The sequence below is a fragment of the Pseudomonas fluorescens genome (assembly GCF_001902145.1).
In the GTDB taxonomy this organism is placed as follows: Bacteria; Pseudomonadota; Gammaproteobacteria; order Pseudomonadales; family Pseudomonadaceae; genus Aquipseudomonas; species Aquipseudomonas fluorescens_BV.
Genome location: NZ_MRST01000024.1, coordinates 383724 through 401121, shown reverse-complemented (window position 1 = coordinate 401121; position 17398 = coordinate 383724). Strand labels below are relative to the sequence as shown.

9 protein-coding genes and 1 pseudogene are annotated in these 17398 nt (G+C 61.9%); 5 read left to right on the top strand and 5 right to left on the bottom strand.

Annotation, left to right across the window (positions count from 1 at the left end; genetic code table 11):
- The 3 genes from aceF (at position 1) to msrA (ending at position 5454) form a co-directional block, all read left to right on the top strand.
- Positions 1-1647, top strand: coding sequence for a dihydrolipoyllysine-residue acetyltransferase (gene aceF / locus BUE92_RS15780; protein WP_073524803.1), 1647 nt, complete (start codon positions 1-3; stop codon positions 1645-1647).
- A 393-nt stretch (positions 1648-2040) separates the two neighbouring features.
- Positions 2041-4734 carry a putative bifunctional diguanylate cyclase/phosphodiesterase gene (locus tag BUE92_RS15770; protein ID WP_073524799.1) on the top strand — a complete coding sequence of 898 codons (2694 nt, stop codon included), beginning with the start codon at positions 2041-2043 and terminating at the stop codon, positions 4732-4734.
- 72 nt (positions 4735-4806) lie between these two features.
- Entirely contained in the window at positions 4807-5454 is a 648-nt protein-coding gene (msrA, locus tag BUE92_RS15765; RefSeq protein ID WP_073524798.1) for a peptide-methionine (S)-S-oxide reductase MsrA, read from the top strand.
- Between the two features lie 10 nt (positions 5455-5464).
- On the opposite strand, the pseudogene BUE92_RS28930 reads toward msrA, so the two are convergent.
- From BUE92_RS28930 to putP, 5 genes and pseudogenes are all read right to left on the bottom strand, one after another.
- Positions 5465-5551 (bottom strand): annotated as a pseudogene (locus BUE92_RS28930) (outer membrane lipoprotein carrier protein LolA); the annotation flags it as partial.
- A gap of 18 nt (positions 5552-5569) precedes the next feature.
- Positions 5570-6406 carry a 23S rRNA (adenine(2030)-N(6))-methyltransferase RlmJ gene (locus BUE92_RS15760; RefSeq protein ID WP_032893901.1) on the bottom strand — a complete coding sequence of 279 codons (837 nt, stop codon included), beginning with the start codon at positions 6404-6406 and terminating at the stop codon, positions 5570-5572.
- 96 nt (positions 6407-6502) lie between these two features.
- Positions 6503-7228 carry a DUF4123 domain-containing protein gene (locus tag BUE92_RS15755; RefSeq protein ID WP_073524797.1) on the bottom strand — a complete coding sequence of 242 codons (726 nt, stop codon included), beginning with the start codon at positions 7226-7228 and terminating at the stop codon, positions 6503-6505.
- Positions 7228-9249: a type VI secretion system Vgr family protein gene (locus tag BUE92_RS15750; protein ID WP_073524796.1), complete on the bottom strand. Its 2022-nt coding sequence runs from the start codon at positions 9247-9249 to the stop codon at positions 7228-7230. The genes BUE92_RS15755 and BUE92_RS15750 overlap by 1 nt, the downstream gene beginning before the upstream one ends.
- Before the next feature lie 216 nt (positions 9250-9465).
- Positions 9466-10950 (bottom strand): sodium/proline symporter PutP, encoded by a 1485-nt coding sequence (putP, locus tag BUE92_RS15745; RefSeq protein WP_073524795.1) that lies wholly within the window; start codon positions 10948-10950, stop codon positions 9466-9468.
- Between the two features lie 461 nt (positions 10951-11411).
- On the opposite strand from putP, the gene putA reads away from it, so the two are divergent.
- Entirely contained in the window at positions 11412-15365 is a 3954-nt protein-coding gene (gene putA / locus BUE92_RS15740; protein WP_073524794.1) for a trifunctional transcriptional regulator/proline dehydrogenase/L-glutamate gamma-semialdehyde dehydrogenase, read from the top strand.
- Between the two features lie 228 nt (positions 15366-15593).
- Positions 15594-17396, top strand: a complete 1803-nt coding sequence (locus tag BUE92_RS15735) for an acyl-CoA dehydrogenase (protein ID WP_073524792.1) — start codon at positions 15594-15596, stop codon at positions 17394-17396.
- The last annotated feature ends 2 nt before the right edge of the window (positions 17397-17398 follow it).

Below are 17398 nucleotides of genomic sequence, written 5' to 3'. Positions count from 1 at the left end.
GTGAGCGAACTCATTCGCGTACCTGACATCGGCAGCGGTGAAGGTGAAGTAATCGAGCTGTTTGTGAAGGTCGGCGACACCGTCGAAGCCGACCAGAGCATCCTGACCCTGGAGTCGGACAAGGCGAGCATGGAAATCCCTGCTCCCAAGGCCGGCGTGGTCAAGAGCCTGAAAGTGAAGCTGGGCGACCGCCTGAAAGAAGGCGACGAACTGCTGGAGCTGGAAATCGAAGGCGCTGCTGATGCAGCTCCTGCGGCCGCGGCTCCGGCCGCCGCTGCACCTGCACCTGCTGCTCAAAAGCCTGCCGCTGCCGAGGCTGCTCCAGCCCCGGCAGCCGCACCTGCCGCCGCGACCGTCCAGGACATTCACGTCCCGGACATCGGCTCGTCGGGCAAGGCCAAGATCATCGAGCTGCTGGTCAAGGTCGGCGACACCGTCGAAGCCGACCAGTCGCTGATCACCCTGGAGTCCGACAAGGCCTCCATGGAAATCCCTTCGCCGGCTGCCGGCGTGGTGGAAAGCATTGCGGTCAAGCTGGAAGACGAAGTCGGCACCGGTGACTTCATCCTCAAGCTCAAAGTACAAGGCGCTGCCCCGGCAGCCGCTCCAGCACCGGCTGCAGCTCCGGCCGCCAAGGCTGAAGCCACTCCGGCCGCTGCTGCCCCGGCACCTGCTGCAAAAGCCGAGGCGGCTCCAGCCCCTGCTGCTGCCGCACCTGCGCTGAGCGGTGCCAAGGTTCACGCCGGCCCAGCCGTGCGTCAGTTGGCCCGTGAATTCGGCGTCGAGCTGAGCGCCGTCGCGGCCAGCGGCCCCCATGGTCGCGTGCTGAAAGAAGACGTGCAGGCTTACGTCAAAGCCATGATGCAAAAAGCCAAGGAAGCGCCGGCTGTCGGCGGCGCTACCGGTGGTTCGGGCATTCCGCCGATCCGTACCGTGGATTTCAGCCGTTTCGGCGAAATCGAAGAAGTGCCGATGACCCGCCTGATGCAAATCGGCGCGGCAGGCCTGCACGCCAGCTGGCTGAACATCCCGCACGTGACTCAATTCGACCAGGCCGATATCACCGACCTGGAAGCGTTCCGCGTTGCGCAGAAAGCCGTGGCCGAGAAGGCCGGCGTGAAGCTGACCGTGCTGCCACTGCTGCTCAAGGCCTGTGCACACCTGCTCAAGGAACTGCCGGACTTCAACAGCTCGCTGGCGCCAAGCGGCAAGGCGATCATTCGCAAGAAGTACGTGAATATCGGCTTTGCGGTCGACACCCCGGATGGCCTGCTGGTACCGGTCATCAAGAACGTCGACCAGAAGAGCCTGCTGCAGCTCGCTGGAGAAGCGGCTGCGCTGGCTGCCAAGGCCCGCGACAAGAAGCTCACCCCGGACGACATGCAGGGCGCCTGCTTCACCATCTCCAGCCTCGGCCACATTGGCGGCACTGGCTTCACGCCAATCGTCAACGCGCCGGAAGTGGCGATCCTGGGGGTGTCCAAGGCCACCATCCAGCCTGTGTGGGACGGTAAAGCGTTCCAACCCAAGCTGATGCTGCCACTGTCGCTGTCCTACGATCACCGCGTGATCAACGGCGCCGCGGCTGCGCGCTTCACCCAGCGCCTGAGCCAGTTGCTGAACGACATCCGCACCATCCTGCTGTAAGCCGCAGGGCCTTCCTTTCACCGGGAAGGCCCTCGCCGCACCGATTTCCGAGCGCCACGCTCGTACCTCAACCCCGCCAATTGGCGGGGCTTTTTTTGCCTGTTTTTTGTAGGAGCGAGCTTGCTCGCGAAAAACGTCAGGGCGCCGCGCTTAACCAGAAGACCTGCGTCATCGTTGACGACCTTCGCGAGCAAGCTCGCTCCTACAGAAGACCGACGTAAACCATCGATCACCTCAACTACAGAAATCCCTCGCGCGGCCGATAACAGGCTTATAGCACTTAGCCTTCATCCTCTCTTGTCACTGCGTGCTGCATGATGCAACCTTGCCACAGTCGACAGCCAAGAGGGCGTGAGCCCAGCGCAGTGCGCATTTTCCCAAGCGAGTTTCCCCATGAAAAGCCAACCCGATGTCGCCCGTATGGCGGCCGAGGTAGTGACGCAATTACCGGTGCCTTCGCGCCTCGGTATGCTGCGTTTCGAGCGGCTTAATGAGGCAAGCTGGGCCCTGCTCTACCTCGATCCCAATTGCGAACGCCAGTTCGGCCTGCCGGCGGTTGAACTCTGCGCCTTGATCGGCACGCCCTACGCCAGCCTGATGGAACCCCAGGCGCGCTACCAGTTGCACGATGCGATCCAGCAACAACTGGCCCACAGCCCCCATTATCTGGTGCGCTACAACCTGCACACCCATGACGGCCCGCTGAGCGTGCTGGAGATGGGCGAGGCCTACAAACAACATAACCGCCACCTGGTGCGCGGCTACCTGATGGTGGTCGAGGGGCTGTTCAGCGAGACCAGCGCGCCCGCCCCGACCGTCGACCTGGAAAACCAGAACAGCCGCCTGCAAATCGCTCTGGAACTCAACCAGCGAGCGCAGCAGGAACAGTTGCAACACCTGGAGCGGGTACGTGCCCAGCAGGAATTGATCCTGCTGCTGGCGCGCCAACGCTACACCACGCCCAACTCTCTGCAAGAAGCGGCAGAACTGATCACGCGCAGCGCCTGCGATATCTACCAGATCGACTGCGCCAGCATCTGGAACCTCGAAGGCCATCACCTGGTACCGATCTCCGCCTATCAGCGCGCCGACCAACAACACCACCTGCCCGAAGCCATCGACGCCAGTGGCTTCCCCGATTACCTGGAAGCCCTGCATTCCAGCCGCGCCATCGACGCAACCCACGCCCTGCGCGACCCACGCACCCGGGAAATGGCCGAAAGCCTGCGCGCCAAGGACATCCACGCGATGCTCGACGCCAGCATCCGTGTCGACGGCCAGGTCGTCGGCGTGCTGTGCCTGGAGCAAGGTGGCAGCCCGCGCGCCTGGCAGTCCGATGAGATCGCGTTCGCCGGCGAGCTGGCAGACCAGTTCGCCCAGGTCATCAACAACCACAACCGCCGCACCGCCACCAGCGCCCTGCACCTGTTCCAGCGCGCCGTGGAGCAAAGCGCCAACGCGTTCTTGCTGGTCAATTGCGACGGCGTGGTGGAGTACGTCAACCCCAGCTTCACCGCGATCACCCAGTACAGCGCCGAAGAAGTCCACGGCCATCGCCTGGCCCAACTGCCAGCCCTGGAGAACCTCAGCGAATTGCTGTTCGACGCGCCTTCGGCCCTGGCCAAAAGCAACAGCTGGCAAGGCGAGTTCAAGAGCCGCCGCAAGAACCTGGAACCCTACTGGGGCCAGCTGTCGATTTCCAAGGTGTATGGCGACAACCGCGAGCTGACCCACTACATCGGTATCTACGAAGACATCACCCAGACCAAGCTGGCGCAGCAGCGCATCGAACGCCTGGCCTACACCGACAACCTGACCAACCTGGGCAATCGCCCGGCGTTCATTCGCAACCTCGACGAGCGCTTTGCCCGCGACAGCGACAGCCCGATCAGCCTGCTGTTGGTGGACATCGACAACTTCAAACGCATCAACGACAGCCTCGGCCACCAGACCGGCGACAAGCTGCTGATCAGCCTGGCCCGCCGTCTGCGCAACAGCTTGAGCAGCGGCGGCAGCCTGGCACGCTTTGCCAGTAACGAATTCGCGGTGCTGTTGGATGATACCGACCTGGAAACCGGCCAGCAGGTGGCCAGCCAGTTGCTGACCACCCTCGACAAACCGATGTTCGTCGACAACCAGTTGATCAGCGTCACCGGCTCCGTGGGCCTGGCCTGCGCGCCGCTGCACGGCCGCGACCCGCAGACCCTGATGCGCAACGCGGGGCTGGCCCTTCACAAGGCCAAGGCCAACGGCAAGCACCAGGTGCAAGTGTTTACCGAAGCGCTGAATGCCGAAGCCAGCTACAAGCTGTTCGTGGAAAACAACCTGCGCCGTGCCCTGACCCAGAACGAGCTGGATGTGTTCTACCAGCCCAAGCTATGCCTGCGCAGCGGCCGCTTGCTGGGCATGGAAGCACTGTTGCGCTGGAACCACCCGGAAAAAGGCATGATCCGTCCCGACCAGTTCATCAGCGTGGCTGAAGAGACCGGGCTGATCATCCCCATCGGCAAATGGATCGCGCGCCAGGCTTGCCGCATGAGCCGGCAATTGACGGCCGCAGGCCTGGGCAACTTGCAGGTGGCCATCAACCTGTCGCCCAAGCAATTCTCCGACCCGGACCTGGTGGCCTCGATTGCCACCATCCTCAAGGAGGAACAGCTGCCGGCCAACCTGCTGGAGCTGGAGCTGACCGAAGGCTTGCTGCTGGAAGCCACCGAAGACACCCGCCTGCAACTGGACCAGTTGAAAAGCTTCGGCCTGACCCTGGCCATGGACGACTTCGGCACCGGTTACTCGTCGCTGAGCTACTTGAAAAAATTCCCCATCGACATCATTAAGATTGATCGCAGCTTTATCCACGAAATCCCGGACAACCAGGACGACATGGAAATCACCTCGGCGGTGATCGCCATGGCCCACAACCTCAAGCTCAAGGTCGTGGCCGAAGGCATCGAGACCGCTGAGCAGTTGGCGTTCCTGCGCCGGCACCGTTGCGACGTGGGCCAGGGCTACCTGTTCGACCGCCCGATCCCGGGTGCCGAGCTGATGCAGAGGCTTAAACGCTACCCGCGCGGGCCAATCGCCTGACAGCGCTGTAACACTCGGGCACACTGGCTGTCTGACAATTTACTGTTACTCAACCTGACGAGAGGACTGATCATGGTCTTGCGCTCGGAAATTCTGGTGAACAAAAACGTGCTGCCTACTCAAGAACAAGCGTTGCCTGGTCGTGAAACCCCGATGAAGTTGCCCGAGACGCACTTCGTCAACGGCAACCCACTGCTGGGCCCGTTCCTGGATGACGTCGGCTTTGCGATCTTCGGCCTTGGCTGCTTCTGGGGCGCAGAACGCAAGTTCTGGCAGCACGACGGCGTGGTCAGCACGGTGGTCGGCTACGCTGGCGGCTTTACCCCCAACCCCACTTATGAAGAAGTCTGCTCGGGCCTGACCGGCCATAGCGAAGTGGTGCTGGTAGTGTATGACCAGGCCAAGGTGAAATACGAAGACCTGCTGAAGATGTTCTGGGAACTGCACAACCCGACCCAGGGCATGCGCCAGGGCAACGACATCGGCAGCCAATACCGTTCGGTGATCTACGCCACCACGCCGGAGCAACTGGCGGCGGCCAAAGCCAGTGCCGAGGCTTATCAGCAAGAGCTGAGCAAGGCCGGCCTGGGTGAGATCACCACGGAAATCGAAGAGGCCCCGACGGTGTACTTCGCCGAGGCGTATCACCAGCAGTACCTGGCGAAGAATCCGCAGGGTTACTGCGGGATCGGCGGCACTGGCGTGACCTGCCCGATCTGACGCCGACCTCTGTAGGAGCGAGCTTGCTCGCGAAAAACCTGAGAGCGCCGCAGGGCGTCAGGTTTCCCGCGTTATCGTTAACGATTTTCGCGAGCAAGCTCGCTCCTACAGTTGCTTATTCGGCGATGAGCCAATCCATCTGCCACCCACCCTGGGTCTGGCCCAGTTGCTTGGACAACCACGGCAGCAACTCCCGCAGTTCTTCTTCCAAGCCCCACGGCGGGTTGGCAATCGCCAGGCCCGAGCCGGTGAGGGTATTGGGCGTGTCCAGAGGATGCACCAGCAACTCCACACGCAGCAGCTTCGGCGCACCGGTACCGGCCAGGTCCTGGTAGAAACGGCGCAACATGCGCTGGTCTTTCACCGGGTACCAGATCGCCGCCACCGTCTGGCGCATACGGCTGACGGCTTCCTTGAGGGATGCCGCGCAACGCTGCATTTCGTCGAGTTTTTCAAACGGCGGGTCGATCAGCATCAGCGCGCGCTTTTCCGGCACCGGCAGCAAGGCCCGTGGCACGTGCCAGCCTTCGCCCAGGTGCACTTTGACGCGGCGATCACCCTTCATGTTGTCCTTGAGCAGCACACCATCTTCGGGGTGCTTCTCGTTGAGCAGTACACGGTCCTGGGGCCGCGTGAGGCGGCGCGCCAGTTCCGGCGAGCCCGGGTAGTAGCGCAACTGGCCATCCGGGTTCATCTCGTGCAGCACGCGCATGTAGTCGGCGGTAAGCGGCGGCAGGTCGCTTGCGCCCCACAGGCGGGCGATGCCTTCCAGGTACTCACCGGTGCGGTTGGCCTGGTCGCCCTGCAAGTCGTACAAGCCAATGCCTGCGTGAGTGTCGAGGTAGGCGAACGGCTGTTCCTTGCGCGACATCAGGGCGATGAGGCGGGTCAGGGTCAGGTGTTTGAAGACATCGGCATGGTTGCCGGCGTGAAAGGCGTGACGATAATTCATGGTTGCTCCTGCGCAGGGGGCGAAGTTTACCTTCTACCGGTGCAAAGGTGCAGGGCCGCATGGCGGGCGGCACGGATGTCACGCTATCACCAGGGTTCAACTTAGTTGCCAGGCAAGGTAATCAGCCAATGCCCCATGGCTGATTTGCGGCCCGCGTGCGAAATAGATGACCTTGTGCTGCAAGGTCGCGGGCGTAAACGCGGTATAGAGTTCAGGGCGCTGCTCCTGGAGCCATTGCAGCAGGTTGTCGACCAGCACCTGTGGTGACTGCTGCGCCATAGCCGCCAGCAACGATGCCGGTACCTGCCACCAGGGGCTGGTTGGGGCCGCAGTGACTGGTTTGGGGGCCACCGACAACGGCTGGCCGTTGATCAAGTAGCGCTGGAACACCGGCAACACGCCCGCGGCCTCGTCGCCTAATGATTGCAGGATCGGCAAAAGGTGCGCACCGTCCCAAAAGCGCAAAAACACCGGTTGGCTTTCCGGCAGGTACACCTGGGTCAAACCCTTCAAATGCGCGATCACCACCTCCAGCGGACTGGATGAGACCGCCAGCCAGCCCCAATTCACCCCTTGGGTAGTGGCTATCCAATCGAGAAAGACACTGCTCGGCTCGACGACGCCAACGTAGGGCATGACCTCATCCCAGTCAGCGTAGGCCGTGCCCGCCCAGATCGGTCGCGGCATCTTTGCAGCGGCCGTGGCTTGCCAGGCGGCGAGCGGCTTGGCGTCGCTGGCATTGCCCAGCACGGCGTACAGGTGTTCATCAGGCTGCAGCGGGTAGTGCGCCAGCCAAGCGTAGGGCGTCGAGGGTTCAGGCATCAGGATGCACTCCGTGCATGGGCGACGATGTCGCACTGGCCGTTCTTGCAGCGCTCGCATTCTTCGCAGAACGGCGCGCTGCGTTTCAAGCTGACCACTTGCGCACGGCTTAACGGCGCGGGAACCACCGTCAATAAAGTCTCTTTCAACCCAGGCATTAACGGCGCCGGCGTCGGGGCAGGCGCGCTGCCGAGCTGGATCGGCACACTGCTGAATATCCCGCCCGCTGACAACGTGATCGACTGCCCACCCGCCTGGATCGTCACGCTGGCACCCGCATCAATGATGATGCTTTGCCCGGCCCCCAGCGTAATGGTTTGCCCGGCACGCATATGCTGCGAACCGCCGACCACCAGATGATCATCCTGCTTGAGCTGCGTCAAACGGTTACCGTGGGTGATGCGCTGCTCTTCGCCCTGCAACTCATGGCGCGACTCGCCGCCCACCTGCACGCGACGCTGGTTATCGACCTGTACCTGCTGGTCGTGCAATACATGCTGGGTCCAGTCCCGCTGGGCGCGCAGGTAGATTTCCTCTGAGCCCTTGCGGTCCTCGATACGCAGTTCGTTGTAGCCACCACCGCCAGGGCTGCTCTGGCTACGCCAGAGACTGCGGGTCTTGTCCGCTGGCAGGTCGAGGGGTACTGGCGTGGCGGCGTTGGGCAGGCACCCCACCACCAGCGGCATGTCCATATCACCATTGACGAACCCCACCAGCACCTCCATACCGACCCGGGGGATCAGCACCACACCATAACGGTCATGGGCCCAGCCACTGGCTACCCGCAGCCAGCAACTGGAATGGTCGTTGTGCTCACCGACACGATCCCAGGCCAGTTGCACCTTGACCCGACCGTACTCGTCACAGTGGATCTCACTGTCAACCGGGCCGGTAACCACCGCGTTCTGATACCCCGATACCATCGGGCGCGGCTGCTCTGGCAAGGGCGGACGAAACACCGCATCCCATGGCGCGGCGACAAATGCGTTGCGATACCCCTGGCGCAGCTCCCCACCGTCTTCCTCGGTGACCGCCTCCTCCAGCACCTGGGGCTGTTTGCCTTCATGGCGCACCTGCGTCACCAGCCACAGGTCATTCCAGTCCTCACGGGGGTGCTCGCGCAACTGCAAAAACCGGCCACTGGCCAACGCCAGCTCATCGCCCTGGCCATAGGCACTGCGATAGTCGCTGCGGTGCCGCTCCAGGCCACGCTGGGCGAGGTATCTGCCATGGGCTCGCTCGGAAAAGTTGCCGGGGTAGTGTTGTGCTTCAAGCTTGGGCAATGACTCGTTGACGGCTGCGCTTTGCAGCTCGACATGGGGTTTGCGAAAGTCGTAATCGCGAAGATTCAACGCCGTGGTGCAGGTCGCCAATTGCAAGGTGAAGCGCTTGATCGCAGGGGTAGCGGCGACCATTCCCGAGCCAGGCCGGTACGGCGTGGGCTGATCAGCCTGGGCAAATACGGTCTGGTCATCGCCAAACACCAGCAGGTGCCCTTCGGGGGAATGCTGGAAGTGATAGTGAATACCCAGCTCGGCACACAGGCGCTGGATGAACGCCAGGTCGCTCTCGCCGAACTGCACGCAATATTCACGCTCAGGGTAATCACCGCTCAACCGGAACTCGAAGCGGTCACTGTGAATCCCCTGCCCGGCCAGCACTTGGGCAACAATCTGCGGCACCGTCTTATGCTGGAAAATACGCTGGTGACTGCTGTGCGCCAGGTACGCCAGATGCGGCGCAAGGCTGAGCTGGTAGCGCGTCAGGCGCCGGCCCGAGTCGCCCTGGGCGACCCGATAAACCAGGCCATGAACGCCATGCCCCTGATCGTCGAAACCCAAGTACACCGGGCGATGCAGCAAGCCCTCCAGGTCGATATCCGGCTGCTCGCAGACCAGCTCGAGTTCAAATCGATAGGGCTGGCTGATGGCCTCGGTGCCGTCGAACGCGAACACCTCGAAATCACTGGGCGCCCCGTCCAGGGCCAGGGTAAATGCAGGTTGGTTGGCAGGAGCGAACATCCGGTGTTTCTCTGCGAAGGGTGGGCGACCGATTCTGCACCAGCCGTTCGCCTGGCCGAGCGCTGCGTCGGCAAATAAGTAAGGTCCTACGTGAGCACCGCTGGAGTCCACGGGCATCAACGGCAATTGCATCAATCAGCCCACACAAGAAAGGCCCAGCGTCCTTCGGACGTGGGCCTTTCTTGTTCGCTCAGCAGGCGTTAAACGCCCAGCGAATTACTTGTTCAGGTTGTAGTCTTTTTCCGCAGCATCAAAACGCTCGACCATACCAACCGTCGGTGCGCCCATCTTGCTCACGAAGTAGATCGCCAGGCTGGCGAAAATGAAGCCTGGGATGATTTCGTACAGGCCCAGCAACTCGAAGTGTTTCCACACGATCACGGTGACCGCGCCGACCAGGATGCCGGCCAGTGCGCCGTTGCGGGTCATGTTTTTCCAGATCACCGAGATCAATACCACAGGGCCGAATGCCGCGCCGAAACCGGCCCAGGCGTAGCTGACCAGGCCCAGTACGCGGTTTTCCGGGTTGGCAGCCATGGCGATTGCGATCAAGGCCACGACCAGTACCATCAGACGCCCGACCCATACCAATTCAAGCTGGGAAGCGCCTTTGCGCAGGAACGCCTTGTAGAAGTCTTCGGTCAGGGCGCTGGAGCACACCAGCAGTTGGCAGCTCAGGGTGCTCATCACAGCCGCCAGAATGGCCGACAGCAACACACCGGCAACCCATGGGTTGAACAGGATTTTGGCCAGCTCGATAAACACACGCTCTGGGTTTTCAGTCACCGGGCCTGCCACTTCCGGGTGCGCCGAGAAGTAAGCGATACCGAAGAAGCCCACCGCCACGGTGCCGCCCAGGCACAGGATCATCCAGGTCATGGAGATGCGACGCGCCTTGGCGATCGACTTAACCGAGTCCGCCGCCATGAAACGCGCGAGGATGTGCGGCTGGCCGAAGTAGCCCAGGCCCCAGCCCATCAGCGAGATGATGCCGATGAAGGTGGTGTTTTTCAGCATGTCGAAGTTGGTCGGATCCTTGGCTTCGATGGCCAGGAAGGTGGTGTCCACACCGCCGGTCGCCAGCAGCACGATGATCGGCGTGAGGATCAGCGCGAAGATCATCAGCGTGGCTTGCACCGTGTCGGTCCAGCTGACCGCGAGGAAGCCACCGATAAAGGTGTAGGCAATAGTTGCCGCAGCACCGGCCCACAACGCGGTCTCGTAGGGCATGCCGAAGGTGCTTTCGAACAGGCGGGCGCCGGCGACGATGCCGGAGGCGCAGTAGATGGTAAAGAACACCAGGATCACCACGGCGGAGATAATCCGCAGCAGGCCGCTTTTATCTTCGAAGCGGCTGGAGAAGTAATCCGGCAGGGTCAGGGCGTCGCCGTTGTGTTCGGTCTGCACGCGCAGGCGGCCGGCCACGAACAACCAGTTGAGGTAAGCACCGACGATCAGGCCGATGGCAATCCAGCTTTCCGACAGACCGGACATGTAGATCGCGCCCGGCAAGCCCATCAACAGCCAGCCGCTCATGTCGGAAGCACCGGCGGACAAGGCTGTCACCACGCTACCGAGGCTGCGACCGCCCAGGATGTAATCGGAAAGGTTGTTGGTGGAGCGATAGGCCATCAGGCCGATCAGCACCATTGCTGCGATGTAGATCACGAACGTGATCAGGGTTGGATTACTAACGCTCATAGGAGTGACGCCCTGGCTTTGTTTTTATGTAGCGACGGTCATGGGGACGGCCACCCGTGGATAACCGGATAGACGAACCTGCATGCCGCGCATTTATGACTGGCGTTTCCCCAGGAAAGCCGCCAGCCGATGAACCCACCCTCAGGGTTGGTTGCACCTTGGTGCGCGAATGCTATTCAACAAAGCAAATAAGGTGCAACCAGTTTCTGCCGATTAAGTTGCACCCAAGTATGTTTTAGGACAAACGCGCTTTTTTTGCTCCTTTTCGGAGCAAGAACAGCCGATCTCAGAAGCAAATGCACCAGCGTGAAGCGGATTCCGTCGTGAGTTTATTTTTTTCCGATCAAGCGTCGAAAATTTAACCAACAAAAGGGTTGCACCCGGTTGCACCTCGGGATGGGCAAAGCTAATCTTGCCGCCAGCAGATGCCACTCGGTAGTGGCACCCATGAGGATAAAAAAATGGCAACGACCACCCTTGGGGTCAAACTCGACGACCCGACCCGCGAACGCCTGAAGGCCGCCGCGACCTCCATTGATCGCACGCCGCACTGGCTGATCAAGCAGGCGATTTTCAATTACCTGGAGAAACTCGAGGGTGGTGCAACCCTGTCCGAGCTCAATGGATTGAGCAGCAAGGAGGCCGATGATGCTGGCGAGGTCCAGGCCGATCACGCCCACCAGTGCTTCCTTGAATTCGCCGAGAGCATCCTGCCGCAATCGGTATTGCGTGCCGCGATTACCGCCGCGTACCGCCGCCCCGAGCCGGAAGTGGTGCCGATGCTGATCGAACAGGCGCGCCTGCCGGCACCGATGGCCGAAGCCACCAACAAGCTGGCCGCGAGCATTGCCGAAAAACTGCGCAATCAGAAGAGTGCCGGCGGCCGTGCCGGTATTGTCCAGGGCCTGCTGCAAGAATTCTCCCTCTCGTCCCAGGAAGGCGTGGCGCTGATGTGCCTGGCCGAAGCGCTGCTGCGTATCCCGGACAAAGGCACCCGCGATGCGCTGATCCGCGACAAGATCAGCACTGGCAACTGGCAGCCACACCTGGGCAACAGCCCATCGCTGTTCGTCAACGCCGCTACCTGGGGCCTGCTGCTGACTGGCAAGCTGGTCGCCACCCACAACGAAGCAGGCCTGACCTCGTCCCTTAGCCGCATCATCGGCAAGAGCGGCGAGCCGATGATCCGCAAGGGCGTCGACATGGCCATGCGCCTGATGGGCGAGCAGTTCGTCACCGGCGAAACCATCGCCGAAGCCCTGGCCAATGCGAGCAAATTCGAAGCCAAGGGCTTCCGCTATTCCTACGACATGCTCGGTGAAGCCGCACTCACCGAACATGACGCCCAGAAGTACCTGGCCTCGTACGAACAAGCCATTCATTCCATCGGCAAAGCCTCTCATGGCCGTGGGATCTATGAAGGCCCGGGCATCTCCATCAAGCTCTCCGCCCTGCACCCACGCTACAGCCGTGCGCAGTACGAGCGCGTGATGGACGAGCTGTACCCACGCCTGCTGTCGCTGACCTTGCTGGCCAAGCAGTACGACATCGGCCTGAACATCGACGCCGAAGAAGCCGACCGCCTGGAGCTGTCGCTGGACCTGCTCGAGCGTCTGTGCTTCGAGCCGCAATTGACTGGCTGGAACGGCATCGGCTTTGTGATCCAGGCGTACCAGAAGCGTTGCCCGTATGTGATCGACTACGTCATCGACCTGGCCCGCCGCAGCCGCCATCGCCTGATGATCCGTCTGGTAAAAGGCGCGTACTGGGACAGCGAAATCAAGCGCGCCCAGGTCGAAGGCCTGGAAGGCTACCCGGTGTATACCCGCAAGGTGTACACCGACGTTTCCTACATTGCCTGCGCACGCAAACTGCTGTCGGTGCCGGAAGTCATCTACCCGCAGTTCGCCACGCACAACGCCCACACCCTTTCGGCTATCTACCACATCGCCGGTCAGAACTATTACCCCGGCCAGTACGAGTTCCAGTGCCTGCACGGCATGGGTGAACCGCTGTACGAACAGGTTGTAGGCAAGGTTTCCGAAGGTAAGTTGAACCGTCCGTGCCGTGTATACGCACCGGTTGGTACCCACGAAACACTGCTGGCCTACCTGGTACGCCGCCTGCTGGAAAACGGCGCCAACACCTCGTTCGTCAACCGTATCGCTGACCAGTCCATCTCGATCCAGGAATTGGTAGCCGACCCAGTGGCCAGCATCGAGCAAATGGCAACCCAGGAAGGCGGTTTCGGCCTGCCGCACCCGCGCATCCCTTTGCCGCGTGACCTGTACGGCAGCGACCGCGCCAACTCGGCCGGTATCGACCTGGCCAACGAACATCGCCTGGCGTCGCTGTCCTGCGCCCTGCTGGCGACCGCCCACAACAACTGGAAAGCCGCGCCGATGCTCGGTTGCGCCTCCAGCAATGAAGCGGCACAGCCGGTGCTGAACCCGTCCGACCTGCGTGATGTGGTCGGCCATGTCCAGGAAGCCACCGTCGAAGACGTCGACAATGCCATCCAGTGCGCCATCAGCGCCGCGCCGATCTGGCAGGCCACCCCGCCCGCCGAACGCGCCGCCATCCTGGAACGCGCCGCTGACTTGATGGAAGGCGAGATCCAGCCGCTGATGGGCCTGCTGGCCCGTGAAGCCGGCAAGACCTTCGCCAACGCCATCGCCGAAGTGCGTGAAGCCGTGGACTTCCTGCGTTACTACGCGGTGCAGGCGCGCAACGACTTTACCAATGACGCCCACCGCCCATTGGGCCCGGTGGTGTGCATCAGCCCGTGGAACTTCCCGCTCGCCATCTTCAGCGGCCAGGTAGCTGCAGCGCTGGCTGCCGGTAACCCGGTGCTGGCCAAGCCTGCCGAGCAAACGCCGCTGGTGGCTGCCCAAGCCGTACGCATCCTGCTTGAAGCTGGCATTCCGGAAGGTGTGCTGCAATTGCTGCCAGGCCAGGGCGAAAGCGTCGGTGCCCGCCTGGTGGGTGATGATCGCGTCAAAGGCGTGATGTTCACCGGTTCCACCGAAGTGGCGCGCCTGCTGCAACGCAATGTCGCCGGTCGCCTGGATGCCCAGGGTCGCCCGATTCCGCTGATCGCCGAAACCGGTGGCCAGAACGCGATGATCGTGGACTCCTCGGCGCTGACCGAACAAGTGGTGATCGACGTCGTGTCGTCGGCCTTCGACAGCGCCGGTCAACGTTGCTCGGCCCTGCGCGTACTGTGCCTGCAGGAAGATTCGGCAGACCGTGTAGTCGAAATGCTCAAGGGCGCCATGGCTGAATGCCGCCTGGGTAATCCGGAACGTCTGTCGGTCGACATCGGCCCGGTGATCGACGCCGAAGCCAAGGCCGGCATCGAGAAACACATCCAGGCCATGCGCGACAAAGGCCGCAACGTTTACCAGGTGGCGATTGCCGACGGTGAAGAGATCAAGCGCGGCACCTTCGTGATGCCGACCCTGATCGAGCTGGAAAGCTTCGACGAACTGCAACGCGAGATCTTCGGCCCGGTACTGCACGTAGTGCGCTACAAGCGCAAAGAGATCGACCAGCTCATCGGCCAGATCAATGCTTCCGGCTACGGCCTGACCCTGGGCGTGCACACCCGCATCGACGAGACCATCGCCAAGGTGATCGACAACGTCAATGCCGGTAACGTCTACGTCAACCGCAACATTGTTGGCGCCGTGGTCGGCGTGCAACCGTTCGGCGGCGAAGGCCTGTCGGGCACTGGCCCGAAAGCCGGTGGCCCGCTGTACCTGTACCGCTTGTTGTCGACTCGTCCTACCGATGCGATCGAGCAGTCCTTCGTACGGGGCGACAAGCTGGCCGCGCCGGATGTGCGCCTGCGTGATGCCATGAGCCAATCGCTGACCGCTCTGAAAACCTGGGCCGACGGCAATAAGTTCAGCGAACTGAGTGCCTTGTGCACGCAATTCGCCGCCCAGTCGCAAAGCGGTATCACCCGCCAACTGGCCGGCCCGACCGGCGAGCGCAACAGCTACGCCATCCTGCCGCGCGAGCACGTGCTGTGCCTGGCCGAAGTGGAAGGCGACCTGCTGACCCAACTGGCGGCGGTATTGGCCGTCGGCGGTTCGGCGGTATGGCCGGAAACCGAGCTGACCAAGGCCTTGTTCCCACGCCTGCCGAAAGAGATTCAGGCGAAGATCAAGCGCGTGGCCGACTGGACCAAGGAAGACGTGGTGTTTGACGCCGTGCTGCATCACGGTGATTCCGACCAACTGCGTGCGGTGTGCCAGCAAGTGGCGCAGCGCGGTGGGGCGATTGTCGGGGTGCATGGCATGTCACAAGGTGAAACGGCGATTGCGCTGGAGCGTCTGGTGATCGAGCGCGCGTTGAGCGTTAACACTGCTGCAGCGGGTGGTAACGCCAGCCTGATGACTATCGGCTAACTGACACAACGCGGTAAAAGTGTGGGAGCGGGCTTGCTCGCGAGTGCGGAGTGTCAGTTTTAGATGTACTGACTGATCTACCGCATTCGCGAGCAAGCCCGCTCCCACATTGAGCGCGTTCGCAACGCCCTTATCTCGTTCTGCCCTTCTATCACTTAAATCAATCTTGCTATCCACCCTCCATTCGCGGACTTAGACTCAGGCCAATTCCTTCAAAGGTACGCCGCCATGTCCGAGACGCTGCTCAGTTCCCGCAATCTGGCTTTCGAGCTGTACGAAGTCCTCGATGCCGAGGGCCTGACCCAGCGCGAGCGGTTTGCCGAACACAACCGCGAAACCTTCGATGCCGCCATCAGCACGGCGCGCAACATCGCAGAAAAGTACTTCGCCCCTCACAACCGCAAGAACGACGAAAACGAACCGCGCTATGAAAACGGCCAGGCGATCCTGATCCCGGAGGTCAAACCGGCGGTGGACGCGTTCCTTGAAGCCGGCTTCCTCAACGCAGCACGCAGCTTTGAAGCAGGCGGCATGCAGCTGCCGACCCTGTTGTCCCAGGCCTGTTTCGCGCACTTCCAATCGGCCAACGCCGCCTCGACGTCCTACCCGTTCCTGACCATGGGCGCCGCCAACCTCATTGAGAGCTTCGGCACCGAGGAGCAGAAACAGCGCTTCCTGCAGCCAATGATCGACGGGCGCTTCTTCGGCACCATGGCCCTGACCGAGCCCCATGCCGGCTCCTCCCTGTCGGATATTCGGACCCGTGCAGAACCAGCGGCTGACGGCAGTTATCGGCTCAAGGGCAACAAAATCTTTATCTCCGGTGGCGACCATTCGCTGTCGGAAAACATCGTGCACATGGTGCTGGCTAAATTGCCGGACGCTCCCGCAGGCGTGAAGGGCATTTCGCTGTTTATCGTGCCCAAGTTCCTGGTCAACGATGACGGCAGCCTGGGCGCTCGCAACGATGTGCTGCTGGCGGGGCTGTTCCACAAGATGGGCTGGCGCGGCACCACGTCCACGGCGCTTAACTTCGGCGATAACGGCAACTGTGTCGGGTACCTGGTGGGCAAGCCACACCAGGGTCTGAGCTGCATGTTCCAGATGATGAACGAGGCACGCATTGGCGTGGGCATGGGCGCGGTGATGCTCGGTTACGCCGGTTACCTTTACTCTTTGGACTACGCCCGCGAACGGCCCCAGGGGCGCCTGCCCGACAGCAAAGACCCGAGCACCGCACCGGTGGCGATCATCCAGCATGCCGACATCAAGCGCATGCTGCTGACCCAGAAAGCCTATGTGGAAGGCGCCTTTGACCTCGGCCTCTACGCGGCGCGGCTATTCGATGACACCACCACCCTGCAAACCGACACCGAGCGCAAGCAAGCCCATGAACTGCTCGACCTGCTCACGCCCATCGTCAAATCCTGGCCGTCGGAGTTCTGCCTCAAGGCCAACGAGCTGGCGATCCAGATTCTTGGTGGCCACGGCTACACCCGCGAATACCCGGTGGAGCAGTACTACCGCGACAACCGCCTGAACCCCATCCATGAAGGCACCCACGGCATCCAGTCCCTGGACCTGCTCGGGCGCAAATTGGCTCAGAACGGCGGCGCCGGCTTGAAGCAATTGATCCGCCTGATCGCCGAAACCGGAGCCCGGGCGCAAAAGCACCCTTCACTCACGGCACTGCAAGAGCCTCTGGAGCAACTGGTAAACCGGCTGCAAAGCGTCACGATTGGCCTGCTGACCGATCTCGCCCAAGGCAAGGTCAACAGCAGCCTGGCGAACTCGGCGCTGTACTTGAAAGTGTTCGGGCACACGGTGATTGGCTGGCGCTGGCTGGAACAGGCGATCCGCGCCGAAGAAGGGCTGGCCAACGGCGAAGCGGCTGACGCGGCCTTTTATAAGGGCAAGCTCCAGGCCGCCCGATACTTCCTGACCTGGGAAGTACCGAGCTGCCATCATGAACTGGCGATTCTGGAGGCACGCGACGATACGTGCCTGGGCATGCAAGACGAGTGGTTCTAGCC